This window comes from Pseudoalteromonas sp. J010 (assembly GCF_003934235.1).
In the GTDB taxonomy this organism is placed as follows: Bacteria; Pseudomonadota; Gammaproteobacteria; order Enterobacterales; family Alteromonadaceae; genus Pseudoalteromonas; species Pseudoalteromonas peptidolytica.
Window position 1 is genome coordinate 1 of sequence record NZ_RDBW01000040.1, and the last position, 12,100, is coordinate 12,100.

Sequence of the window (12,100 nt, forward strand, 5' to 3'; positions counted from 1 at the left end):
GAACCCCCACATCGCAACAGCACTTTTCATTTTTGCAGATTTTGCAGCAATAATGTGAACCCCCACATCGCAACAGCACTTTTCATTTTTGCAGATTTTGCAGCAATAATGTCACGCTCTGCATCACCTACATACATACATTGACTGGGATCAACCCCCAGTTTTGAGGCAACCAATAAGAGCGGCTCTGGGTGTGGTTTTGCGACTGAAAGCGTATCGCCACAAACCACWATATCTATCATTGCCAGTTCTGGTATTTGCTTTAATAACGGTAGCGTCAAAAACTCAGGCTTATTGGTCATGATCCCTACCTTTATGTTTTGCTTTCGAAGGCTATCCAATAACGCCCCAATATTTGCAAAACAATGAGAGTGTTTGGCAAGGTTATCCGCATAATAGTCGAGTACAGATTGGCGTAGTTGATTAACATCAAATTGATGCAAGGTGTCGCCAAACCCCACTTTTAGCATTGCCGCGACCCCGTCAGATATGGCACTGCTGTAAATGGCTTTTTCAACCACAGCCATATTATTCATTGCTAAAACGTGATTTAGCGCAGCACCCAAGTCTTCACTCGTGTCGAGCAGTGTGCCATCTAGGTCAAATAAAACAGCGTTAATCATACTAGCTTCTCAAAATGAAGTACGTAGTTGACGGAAACGTCTTTAGTTAAAGTGAATGTCTGTCCAATCGGATTGTAGTGAATACCGCTTGCTGCTCTTACTTTTAAGCCATAACTCTCAGCCCAATTTATCAAAGTAGAAGGACGAATAAATTTGTCATGTTCGTGAGTGCCTTCTGGCACAATCTTCAGTAACTTTTCAGCGGCAACAATAGCTAGCAAATAAGCTTTAGTGGTTTTGTTTAAGGTAGAAAAGAACGCATGTCCACCAGGTTTCACTAATTTTGCAACTGCGCGGATGATAGACTCTGGATCGGGTACGTGTTCAAGCATCTCCATACAGGTAACTACATCAAATGTACCAGCACGCTGCTGGGCAAAATCTTCAACTGGTACTTTTTGGTAGTTCACCTGAATATTGGCTTCTAGCGCGTGTAGTTTGGCAACATTTAGTGGCTCTTGACCCATATCAATACCGGTTGCATGTGCCCCCATCTTCGCCATACTTTCCGTTAGTATTCCGCCACCGCAGCCAACATCTAGTACATCTTTAGCAAATAAACCGCCACATTTATCGTTAATAAAGTCTAATCGCAAGGGGTTAACATTATGAAGCGGCTTAAACTCTCCTTCTTTGTCCCACCAGCGTTCGGCGATTTCTTCAAATTTTGCTATTTCATTAGGGTCTACATTTTGATGTTCGGTCATAAAAAACTTCCTCGTCGAATTGAGCGCATTATAAAAGGGATTTGATAAAAATAGCACCTGTAAAACGCTAAAAAGTGTGATAGCATGGCTAACGAATTTTATAATAAACAACACCCTTGCTGATACGCTGAAGCAATTCGGTTTTTAATAAGTGCTTTGATTTTGCATTTCAATTAACAAGCCATTTGATATTCAGCAAACAGCGCTACACACGTAATAGTGTGACATAAAAGGGGTGGACACTGAAGGAAAGTGGAGTCAAATGTCTGATCTCGCCAATGAAATCCTGCCAGTCAATATCGAAGATGAATTAAAAAATTCATATCTAGATTATGCGATGAGCGTTATTGTAGGCCGTGCATTACCTGATGTACGTGATGGTCTAAAACCAGTTCACCGCCGTGTATTATTCGCGATGAATGAATTGAAAAATGACTGGAATAAACCTTATAAGAAATCAGCTCGTGTAGTTGGTGATGTTATCGGTAAATATCACCCGCACGGCGATAGTGCTGTGTACGATACAATTGTACGTATGGCTCAACCTTTCTCTCTGCGCTATATGCTAGTAGATGGACAAGGTAACTTTGGTTCTGTTGATGGTGACTCTGCTGCTGCAATGCGTTATACGGAAGTGCGTATGGCGAAAGTTGCACATGAGTTACTTGCAGATCTTGAAAAAGAAACTGTGGATTATGTGCCAAACTATGATGGTACAGAACAAATACCTGATGTTTTACCAACAAAAATACCAAACCTATTGGTTAACGGTTCTTCTGGTATCGCAGTTGGTATGGCAACCAATATTCCACCTCATAATTTAACTGAGGTGATCAATGGCTGTTTGGCTGTTATCCAAAACCCAGACATTACCATTGAAGAATTGATTGACTATATACCAGGTCCTGATTTTCCAACTGCTGCTATTATCAGTGGTAAAAAAGGCATCGAACAAGCTTATAAAACAGGTCGTGGTAAGATTTATATCCGCGCCAAAGCGGAAATTGAAGTCGATGAAAAAACAAACAAAGAAACAATCATCGTCCACGAAATTCCGTATCAAGTAAATAAAGCGCGATTAATAGAGAAGATCGCTGAGCTTGTAAAAGACAAAAAAGTCGAAGGGATCAGTGCGCTGCGCGACGAGTCAGATAAAGACGGTATGCGTATTGTTATTGAAATTAAGCGCGGTGAAGTCGGTGAAGTTGTACTAAACAACTTATATGCACAAACGCAGTTACAAACTGTGTTTGGTATTAATATGGTTGCGCTAGACAACAACCAGCCTAAATGTTTCAACCTCAAAGAAATGCTCGATGCGTTTATTATTCACCGTCGTGAAGTAGTAACTCGTCGTACTGTTTTTGATCTTCGTAAGGCCAGAGACAGAGCACACACGCTTGAAGGTTTAGCAATTGCACTTGCAAACATTGACCCAATTATTGAACTGATCCGTCGCTCACCAACACCAGCTGAGGCGAAAGCAGCATTAACAGCGCGTGGGTGGGACCTTGGTAATGTGAAAGCAATGCTTGAGCGCACTGGCGAAGAGAACGTTGCACGTCCAGATTGGTTAGCTGAAGAGCTAGGGATCCGTGATGGTCAATATTACTTGTCTGAACAACAGGCGCAAGCCATTCTTGACTTAAGGCTACACAAGCTAACCGGTCTTGAACATGAGAAAATTTTAGCTGAGTATAAAGAGCTACTCGACATCATTGCTGAACTTCTGTACATCCTATCTTCTCCAGAACGCTTGATGGAAGTTATCCGCGATGAACTAGTTGAAATCAAAGATACGTATGGTGATGAGCGTCGCACAGAGATCACCGCGGCTGCACATGACATTAGCCTTGAAGATTTGATCAACGAAGAAGACGTCGTGGTTACACTTTCTCACGAAGGCTACGTGAAGTACCAGCCTCTTAGTGATTACGAGGCACAGCGCCGTGGTGGTAAAGGGCGCTCTGCAACTAAGATGAAGGATGAAGACTTCATCGAGCGTCTACTGGTGGCAAATACGCATGATACAATCTTGTGTTTCTCAACCGCTGGCCGTTTATATTGGTTGAAAGTTTACCAATTGCCACTTGCCTCTCGCGCTGCGCGCGGCAAACCAATCGTTAACTTATTACCATTGGAAGCCGATGAACGTATCACGACAATTTTACCGGTTCGCGAATACGAAGAGGATAAGTTTATCGTCATGGCGACGGCAAGTGGTATCGTTAAGAAAACACCTCTGACAGCATACAGTCGTCAGCGTGCAAGTGGTATTATTGCCATCAACTTGAACGAAGGCGATAGCCTTATCGGTGCTAACATTACCACAGGCGAAAATGACATCATGCTGTTTACTGAGCATGGTAAAGTTGTCCGCTTCAATGAGAAACAACGTGACTCGGAAACGGGTGAAGTGAAGCGTGACCCTGAAACAGGTGAAGAGTTGCTAGCCTTACGTCCTATGGGTCGTACAGCTACAGGTGTTCGTGGTATCAAGATGCCAGACGATGTGAAAGTTGTATCGCTAATTGTACCGCAAGGAGAGGGTGCAATCTTGACCGTGACTGAAAACGGTTACGGAAAGCGTACTCCACTTGAAGAGTATCCAGCGAAGAGTCGCGCGACACAAGGTGTTGTGTCTATCAAAGTGACTGAAAGAAATGGTTCGGTGGTTGGCGCTGTTCAAGTTGATGATAACGATGAAATCATGTTGATTTCAAATCGTGGCACACTAGTAAGAACACGTGTAAACGAAGTATCGACGGTAGGAAGAAACACTCAAGGTGTTATCCTAATTCGTACGATGGAAGAAGAAAAAGTGGTCGGTCTTCAACGGATTGAAGAAATTGAAGTAGAAGACTTGCCAGAAGGTGAAATTGTTGAAGCTGAAGGTGAAGCAACCCCAGCAGTTGATTCGGACACCGAGGAATAACACAACCTTATCTTTAATATAAAAAGCGACTTCGGTCGCTTTTTTTCTTTATGTCAGTTTTTTCAATCTCCCCCTCTATGACAATAGCTCGAACCCTGATAAATTAAGGCTACGAACTATCCGGCTTTTGCTTGGGCAACTCACTGTTCATTCAAAAAAATATGATAACAATTCATCGRTAATTTGGATGGGCTAGTTTATTAGGAATGAGGAAAAATATGACGGTTTATAATTTTTGCGCGGGTCCTGCGATGTTACCTGTTGAAGTGATGAAAAAAGCGCAAAAAGAGTTTTTAGATTGGCAAAATTTAGGCGTATCGGTGATGGAAGTTAGCCATCGCTCTGCGCCTTATTTGGAGATGGCGAAGCAGTGCGAGGCCAGCCTACGTCGTTTAATGAATATCTCCGACGAGTTTGAAGTGTTATTTATGCACGGTGGCGGCCGTGGTCACTTTTCAGCAGTACCATTGAATTTGCATGTGGATGGTTTGCCTGGCGTGTATGTTGAAAATGGTATTTGGTCAACCGGCGCGACAAAAGAGGGCGCGAAGTTTACTCAAACACACGCAGTTAATATCCGAGCCGACGAAAATGGTCAGTTTGACATTTTGCCTGTATCTAAGTGGAAATTACCGGAGGAAGCGTCATTTATTCATTATTGCCCAAATGAAACAATAGACGGCATCGAAATATTTGAAGTACCTAAGCATCCTACAGCACCAATTGTTGCTGATATGTCCTCCAACATCCTTTCACGCGAAATCAATGTGGATGATTTTGATTTGATTTACGCAGGTGCGCAGAAAAACATTGGCCCTTCAGGGTTAAGTATTGCAATTGTTCGTAAAACATTACTAAAACGAGAGGGCTTGCCTAGGCCTGCAATTCTAGACTACGCTATTGAAGCTGATCAGCAAAGTATGTACAACACACCACCTACATTTGCTTGGTATCTTGCCTTTGAAGTATTCAAGCACTTAGAAAGTATCGGTGGCGTGAAAGCAATGGAAGCGCATAATACAGCGAAAGCAGCTGTGCTTTACGATTACATTGATAGCTCAGATTTCTACTCAAACAAAGTGGCTAAACATTGCCGTTCGCTAATGAATGTACCATTTTGGCTAAATGATGAAAGTCTCAACGACAAATTTTTAGCTGAAGCTGAGCAAAACGGCTTAATAGCGCTAGAGGGCCATCGTTTTGTAGGTGGCATGCGTGCAAGTATTTATAATGCAATGCCAATTGAAGGGATAAAAGCTTTAGCTGCATTTATGGACAAGTTTGCCAAGGAGAATGGTTGATGGAACAGTTAACGCTTAAGCCTATAACCAAAGTTAGTGGCAGTGTCACGTTACCTGGCTCTAAAAGCTTATCAAATCGTATTTTGTTGCTTGCGGCATTGTGCGAAGGCACGACAAAAGTGACGAACTTATTGGATAGCGATGACATTCGCCATATGTTAGGTGCACTGTCTCAATTAGGCGTTGAAGTGACACTAGAAGACGACAACACGGTGGCACTTGTCAAAGGAAATGGTGGTAACTTTATTTCCCCCGTTGAGCCGTTATTTTTAGGCAATGCTGGTACGGCGTATCGGCCATTAACTGCTGTGCTTGCTGCTATATCCGGTGATTATGAACTGATTGGTGAGCCGCGAATGGAAGAGCGCCCAATTGGCCATCTTGTTGATGCCATGCAAACGCTTGGTGCAGATATTCAATATCTCAAAAACAAAGATTATCCACCGCTAAAGATTGTCGGTAAGCAACTTACCGGTGGTGAAGTTGAAATTGACGGCAGTATTTCAAGTCAATTTCTAACAGCACTGCTGATGGCAGCGCCACTTTTCAGTGGCGATACTAAGATCAGGATTAAAGGTGAACTTGTATCTAAGCCTTATATTGATATTACCATTGGCGTGATGGCTCACTTTGGGGTTCATGTAGAAAACCACGATTATCAGTACTTTGTTGTGAAGGCCGGTCAGCAGTATCGGTCTCCAGGTACACTCATGGTTGAAGGAGATGCGTCCTCGGCGTCCTATTTTATTGCTGCCGCTGCCATTGCAGGTGGTGAAATTGAGATCAACGGAGTGGGTAAACAAAGTGTGCAAGGGGACATTGGTTTTGCCAAAGTGATGGAACAGGTTGGTGCGCATATCGAGTGGTATGATGAACGTATTGTGGTTCGTAAGGGCCAGTTAAATGGTGTAGACATTGATGCCAATGCAATCCCTGAYGCGGCAATGACACTTGCAACGGTAGCGTTATTTGCCAGTGGTAAAACGGCGATTCGAAATATTTACAACTGGCGTGTAAAAGAAACTGATAGGTTGGCTGCAATGGCGACTGAACTAAAAAAGGTCGGTGCGCACGTAGTTGAAGGGCATGATTATATCGAAGTGACTCCTCCTGTTAATTTTAACTTTACAGATGTGGACACATATAACGATCATCGTATCGCGATGTGTTTCTCTATGGTTGCGGTAGGAGGGCAGTCTATCACTATTAACGACCCTAAATGTACAGCCAAGACTTTTCCCACTTATTTTTCAGTACTAGAAAGTATTAGCCAGTACTGAAATCTATCTTGATGCCGAGTCTCTTCGGCATCAACTTTCAGTTTACCTCAGCTAAAAAGTAACCCGTTCTAACAATTATTTGTATAAATTTGATGGCTGGTTTTATGCCAAAAGCTTGTGTCTTACGGTATTTAATGGCACTAATAATTTGACATATAACAAAAAATGACAGGTAAATAAGGATATATTCAGCAAATTGACGTATACTGTGCGCCGTCAAATTCAGGTGAGCATTTTTAGGAGGTCTAAATGCAGGCAGCTATGCCAGTTATCACCGTAGACGGCCCAAGTGGTTCAGGCAAAGGAACTGTTTGTCGCTTGTTAGCTGAAACATTAAATTGGGAAGTGTTGGACAGTGGTGCGATTTATCGCGTACTTTCTTTGGCTGCACTACACCACCAAATTGCTACAGACAACGAAGAGGGGTTAGTCCCACTCGCTGCCAATTTGGATGTACAATTTTCAATAGATAAAGAAACTAAAAGAAGCAAAATTGTACTTGAAGGTGAAGACGTCACAAACACCATTCGCAATGAAGAAGTTGGTGCGGCAGCATCAAAAATTGCGGCACTTCCTCGCGTGAGAGAAGCTTTACTGCGTCGTCAACGTGCTTTTAGAAGCGAAGTAGGTTTGATAGCAGATGGACGTGATATGGGAACGGTTGTGTTCCCTGACGCAGAGCTCAAAATTTATTTAACGGCAAGCGCAGAAGAACGCGCTCGCAGACGATTTGTTGAGTTGAATGAAAAAGGCCATGATGTTACACTAAGTGGTCTGTTGGAAGACATTAAAGCTCGCGATGATCGCGATATGAATCGCAAGGTTGCCCCATTAGTGCCTGCCAGTGATGCTATTGTTGTTGATACAACAGAGCATAACGCTGAGCAAGTGTTCGAACAGGTTATGTCTTTTATCCAAGACGCCATTGTGGCAGGTAAGCTTCCTAAAAGTTGCTTGCCGAAGTAATTTTTTAATGACACAGGCAGGAAGCTAGTGTTTATTTAACAACCCCATGCAGCATGGTTGCTAATTGGTAATTTAACTTTATAGAGACGTATTTAGTATGTCAGAAAATTTTGCGCAGTTATTTGAAGAAAGCCTACAGGGTTTTGAAGTTGAGCAAGGCTCAATCGTTAAAGGTACAGTAATCGCTATCGAGAACAACGTTGTTCTTGTTGACGCTGGCCTTAAGTCTGAAAGTGCAATCCCTGCAGAGCAATTCAAAAATGCTGCTGGTGAACTAGAAGTTGCAGTAGGCGACGAAGTAGACGTAGCACTAGATGCAATCGAAGACGGTTTCGGTGAGACTATCCTTTCTCGTGAAAAAGCTAAGCGTCACGAAGCTTGGATCCGTCTTGAGAAAGCTTGTGAAGAGCAAGAGACTGTTACTGGTGTTATCAACGGTAAAGTTAAAGGCGGTTTCACAGTTGAAGTTGATTCAATCCGTGCATTCCTACCTGGTTCACTTGTTGATGTACGTCCAGTTCGCGACACCGCTCACCTTGAAGGTAAAGAGCTAGAGTTCAAAGTAATCAAGCTAGACCAAAAACGCAACAACGTTGTTGTTTCACGTCGTGCTGTTATCGAGTCTGAAAACTCTCAAGAGCGTGAAGAACTACTTCAAAACCTTGTTGAAGGTCAAGAAGTTAAAGGTATCGTTAAGAACCTTACTGACTACGGTGCATTCGTAGACTTAGGCGGTGTTGACGGTCTTCTACACATCACTGACATGGCTTGGAAGCGTGTTAAGCACCCTTCAGAGATCGTGAACGTAGGTGACGAAATCAACGTTAAAGTACTTAAGTTCGACAAAGAGAAGACTCGTGTTTCTCTAGGTCTTAAGCAACTTGGCGAAGATCCATGGGCTGCTATCGCTGGTCGTTACCCAGAAGGTGCAAAGCTTACTGGTCGCGTAACTAACCTAACTGACTACGGCTGTTTCGTTGAAATCGAAGAAGGCGTTGAAGGTCTAGTACACGTTTCAGAAATGGACTGGACTAACAAGAACATCCACCCTTCAAAAGTAGTTTCACTAGGTGATACTGTTGAAGTTATGGTTCTTGAAATTGACGAAGAGCGTCGTCGTATTTCTCTAGGTCTTAAGCAGTGTAAAGCTAACCCTTGGCAAGAATTTGCTCGTCTTAACAATAAAGGCGACCAAGTTTCTGGTAAGATCAAGTCAATCACTGACTTTGGTATCTTCATCGGTCTTGACGGTGGTATTGACGGTCTTGTACACCTATCTGACATCTCTTGGAACACTCCAGGCGAAGAAGCTGTACGTGAGTACAAGAAAGGTGACGAAATCACAGCTATCGTTCTACAAGTTGACCCAGAGCGTGAGCGTATCTCTCTAGGCGTTAAGCAAATCGATGCTGATCCATTCACTAACTACCTAGACGCCAACAAAAAAGGTGCTATTGTTAAAGGTAAAGTGACTGAAGTTGACGCTAAAGGCGCAACTGTAGAGCTAGGTGAAGGCGTTGAAGGTTACATCCGTGTAGCTGACATCGCACAGGAGCGTGTTGAAGACGCAACTGCTGCTGTTTCTGAAGGTGACGAAATCGAAGCTAAATTTGTAGGTGTTGATCGTAAGAATCGTACTATCAGCCTATCTGTTAAAGCTATCTTCGAAGCTGAAGAAAAAGAAGCTCTAGAGAAGCTTAAGAAAGAAGAGCCTGCGTTCGAAAACGCAATGGCTGCAGCTTTCAAAAATGCTCAAAAAGACTAATTAATAAGTCTTTACACTAGGAAGGGCGCTTAGCCCTTCCTTATACCCTTAAAGGAAACATTATGACAAAGTCTGAATTGATAGAACAACTTGCACTGCAGCACGCTCATGTTCCTGTTAAAGATGTAGAAAATGCGGTAAAAGAAATCCTTGAACAAATGGCTGGCTCATTATCAGACTCGGAACGCATAGAGATCCGCGGTTTTGGTAGTTTCTCGCTTCATTTCCGTTCACCTCGTACTGGTCGTAATCCTAAGACTGGCGAAACAGTTGAATTAGACGGTAAATATGTCCCGCACTTTAAGCCAGGCAAAGAACTGCGCGATAGAGTAAACGAAAGCTTAAATAATTAAGTCTAACGGAGCAAAACTTGGTTGCAGTATTGAAAAAGGGATTAGCTGTTGTTGCCATACTGATTGCATTTTTAGTTGGAACACAAAATCCACAAGTAGTTGGTGTCAATTTTGTAATTGCAAGTGCAGAGTTACCACTCGCAACCTTAATGAGCATTTGTTTAGCGTTTGGAATAATGATTGGCTTATTGGTAACCGCACCGGTTTTATCTAAGCTTAAATGGCAGAACCATCGCCTAAAAAAAAGTAATAGTAAGCTTAGCCAAGCAACCGAACGCTAGTCATGATCGAGCTGCTGTTTTTATTACTACCTGTGGCCGCTGCATACGGTTATGTTATGGGTAAAAATAGTGCTAAAAATCAAGCACTAGAACAAAGCAGGCAGATCACCTCAGAATATAGTAAAGGCCTGAAGTTCCTATTAGATAGAGAGGAAGATCAAGGTCTTGAACATCTTACCAAACTTTTAGAAGTCTCTGCAGATTCAGTAGATCATTATCTTACCCTTGCATCTTTATTTAGGAAGCGAGGAGAGCTAGATAGAGCAATCAAAATTCATGAACTGTTACTTAAACAGCCAAATCTTGATGAAGAAGTTGTCAAATCATGCCGTTTAGAACTTGCTCAAGATTACATATTGGCAGGTTTATTAGATAGTGCCGAGGAGCACTTAGTTATTCTAGTAAAATTGGGTTTTAAAGAGGCGCTTGATCCGATTTTAAACCTCTACTCTCAAACTAGAGACTGGCGTAAAGGAATGCATATGTATGAGGCGCATTCTGAGTTATTCAAAAAAAACTCCCATTGTGCAACGATTGCAAATTTTTACTGTGAAGCTGCCGTTCTCGAAAATAACCCAAGCTTATTTGAAAAGGCGACCTCTCTTGCCCATGAAACGGTTAGACCTCTTTATGAAATGGGAAAAGATGCGTATAAACACGATGACTATGTTAAGTGTATATATTATTGGCGTAAACTTGTAAGTCAGTTTGTATTTATGGCTCCTCTAGTGTTAGAAGAGCTAGAATCTTGTTATGTTAAATTAAATATTCACGAACAGTTCTTTGAGTTGGTGTCTGAGTTATTAGAGAAAGGTGGGGTATTGATTAGAATAAAGTTTTGCCAAGGTATGGTAAGACAAGGGAAAATTCCAGAGGCCATAGAGTTTCTAACTGATAGTTTAAAGCGTGAACCATCAATTAGAGGCTTTAGTTATTTGCTACAACTTATAAGTGGTAAAGATGCTAAAATTGATCACGTATTGCAAGAAATAGATAAACTGGTTAAGTCTTATATTGCGACTAAACCAAATTATCAATGTGGTCATTGTGGATTTACAAGCCATACGATGTATTGGTTATGTCCCTCATGTAAACACTGGGAGTCTCTTGCTCCAAGCCGTGGATTAGACGGTTATTAAATTTTTGATTTGGCCAAATAGGGTAACTATGTCGACACAAGATTTTAAAAAGGTTTTGATTGCGCTTGATTATAATAATGAAGACGCTGCATTATCATTTGTTTCTCAACTTTCACCTGACGAATGCCGATTGAAAGTGGGTAAAGAAATGTTTACCTATTTTGGCCCACAGTTTGTAAAAAAACTTGTAGACATGGACTTTGATGTATTCTTGGACCTAAAGTTTCACGATATTCCCAATACAGTCGCAAAAGCAGTAGCTGCTGCTGCTGAGCTAGGGGTATGGATGGTTAATGTTCATGCAAGTGGTGGTCATGAAATGATGTCAAAGGCGAAAGAAGCCTTAACAGTTTACGGTGATAAAGCACCACTACTTATTGCTGTTACAGTCTTAACCAGTATGGATCAGGGCCAATTGCTTAAACTTGGAATTGAAAAGACTCCGCAAGAGCAAGTGCTATATTTAGCAAAACTTGCAAAGGAGTCAGGTCTTGATGGAGTCGTTTGTTCTGCACAAGAAGCCGAATTGTTGAAACGTGAGCTTGGTGAAGAGTTTAAGCTTATTACACCAGGGATCCGACCAGCAGGAACTGATGCTGGCGATCAAAAACGCATTATGACACCACAAAAAGCTGTGCAAGCTGGTAGTGACTATCTTGTTATCGGTCGTCCTATCACACAAGCTAAAGATCCTGCAGCAGCACTAAAAGCGGTTAACGATAGTATTGTAGCCTCATAAAAAAATACTGT

General features: G+C 42.1%; 11 protein-coding genes. 9 read left to right on the forward strand and 2 right to left on the reverse strand.

Annotated features, from left to right (window positions below):
• Positions 1–26: 26 nt before the first annotated feature.
• Both EAG18_RS18870 and ubiG read right to left on the reverse strand, forming a co-directional pair.
• Entirely contained in the window at positions 27–623 is a 597-nt protein-coding gene (locus tag EAG18_RS18870) for an HAD-IA family hydrolase (RefSeq protein ID WP_125253914.1), read from the reverse strand.
• A complete protein-coding gene (ubiG, locus tag EAG18_RS18875) occupies positions 620–1,330 on the reverse strand; it encodes a bifunctional 2-polyprenyl-6-hydroxyphenol methylase/3-demethylubiquinol 3-O-methyltransferase UbiG (RefSeq protein ID WP_125253915.1) in 711 nt (236 codons plus the stop codon). Before ubiG ends, EAG18_RS18870 begins: the two co-directional genes overlap by 4 nt.
• Before the next feature lie 262 nt (positions 1,331–1,592).
• Here ubiG and gyrA point away from each other — a divergent pair, with 262 nt between their 5' ends.
• The 9 genes from gyrA to pyrF all read left to right on the forward strand — a co-directional run bounded on the left by gyrA (position 1,593) and on the right by pyrF (position 12,089).
• Positions 1,593–4,265: a DNA gyrase subunit A gene (gene gyrA / locus EAG18_RS18880; RefSeq protein WP_125253916.1), complete on the forward strand. Its 2,673-nt coding sequence runs from the start codon at positions 1,593–1,595 to the stop codon at positions 4,263–4,265.
• A gap of 218 nt (positions 4,266–4,483) precedes the next feature.
• Positions 4,484–5,566, forward strand: a complete 1,083-nt coding sequence (gene serC, locus EAG18_RS18885; protein ID WP_125253917.1) for a 3-phosphoserine/phosphohydroxythreonine transaminase — start codon at positions 4,484–4,486, stop codon at positions 5,564–5,566.
• A complete protein-coding gene (gene aroA / locus EAG18_RS18890; protein ID WP_125253918.1) occupies positions 5,566–6,846 on the forward strand; it encodes a 3-phosphoshikimate 1-carboxyvinyltransferase in 1,281 nt (426 codons plus the stop codon). Before serC ends, aroA begins: the two co-directional genes overlap by 1 nt.
• Before the next feature lie 249 nt (positions 6,847–7,095).
• The gene (gene cmk / locus EAG18_RS18895) at positions 7,096–7,812 is read left to right on the forward strand and encodes a (d)CMP kinase (RefSeq protein WP_125253919.1); all 717 of its coding nucleotides are present in this window, start codon (positions 7,096–7,098) and stop codon (positions 7,810–7,812) included.
• A 97-nt stretch (positions 7,813–7,909) separates the two neighbouring features.
• On the forward strand, positions 7,910–9,577 hold the full coding sequence (gene rpsA, locus EAG18_RS18900; protein WP_125253920.1) for a 30S ribosomal protein S1: 1,668 nt from the start codon (positions 7,910–7,912) through the stop codon (positions 9,575–9,577).
• Positions 9,578–9,639: 62 nt separating this feature from the next.
• The gene (ihfB, locus tag EAG18_RS18905; protein ID WP_010377033.1) at positions 9,640–9,930 is read left to right on the forward strand and encodes an integration host factor subunit beta; all 291 of its coding nucleotides are present in this window, start codon (positions 9,640–9,642) and stop codon (positions 9,928–9,930) included.
• 17 nt (positions 9,931–9,947) lie between these two features.
• The gene (locus tag EAG18_RS18910; protein ID WP_125253921.1) at positions 9,948–10,211 is read left to right on the forward strand and encodes a LapA family protein; all 264 of its coding nucleotides are present in this window, start codon (positions 9,948–9,950) and stop codon (positions 10,209–10,211) included.
• Positions 10,212–10,213: 2 nt separating this feature from the next.
• Positions 10,214–11,350 (forward strand): lipopolysaccharide assembly protein LapB, encoded by a 1,137-nt coding sequence (locus EAG18_RS18915; RefSeq protein WP_125253922.1) that lies wholly within the window; start codon positions 10,214–10,216, stop codon positions 11,348–11,350.
• Positions 11,351–11,378: 28 nt separating this feature from the next.
• Positions 11,379–12,089, forward strand: coding sequence for an orotidine-5'-phosphate decarboxylase (gene pyrF, locus EAG18_RS18920; RefSeq protein WP_125253923.1), 711 nt, complete (start codon positions 11,379–11,381; stop codon positions 12,087–12,089).
• Positions 12,090–12,100: the final 11 nt, after the last annotated feature.

What these genes read in the sequence shown, in the direction of transcription:
- pyrF (WP_125253923.1), top strand. Translation starts at nt 11,379, where the DNA reads ATGTCGACACAAGATTTTAAAAAGGTTTTGATTGCGCTTGATTATAAT.
- rpsA (WP_125253920.1), top strand. Translation starts at nt 7,910, where the DNA reads ATGTCAGAAAATTTTGCGCAGTTATTTGAAGAAAGCCTACAGGGTTTT.
- ubiG (WP_125253915.1), bottom strand. Translation starts at nt 1,330, where the DNA reads ATGACCGAACATCAAAATGTAGACCCTAATGAAATAGCAAAATTTGAA.
- ihfB (WP_010377033.1), top strand. Translation starts at nt 9,640, where the DNA reads ATGACAAAGTCTGAATTGATAGAACAACTTGCACTGCAGCACGCTCAT.
- serC (WP_125253917.1), top strand. Translation starts at nt 4,484, where the DNA reads ATGACGGTTTATAATTTTTGCGCGGGTCCTGCGATGTTACCTGTTGAA.
- EAG18_RS18915 (WP_125253922.1), top strand. Translation starts at nt 10,214, where the DNA reads ATGATCGAGCTGCTGTTTTTATTACTACCTGTGGCCGCTGCATACGGT.
- gyrA (WP_125253916.1), top strand. Translation starts at nt 1,593, where the DNA reads ATGTCTGATCTCGCCAATGAAATCCTGCCAGTCAATATCGAAGATGAA.
- cmk (WP_125253919.1), top strand. Translation starts at nt 7,096, where the DNA reads ATGCAGGCAGCTATGCCAGTTATCACCGTAGACGGCCCAAGTGGTTCA.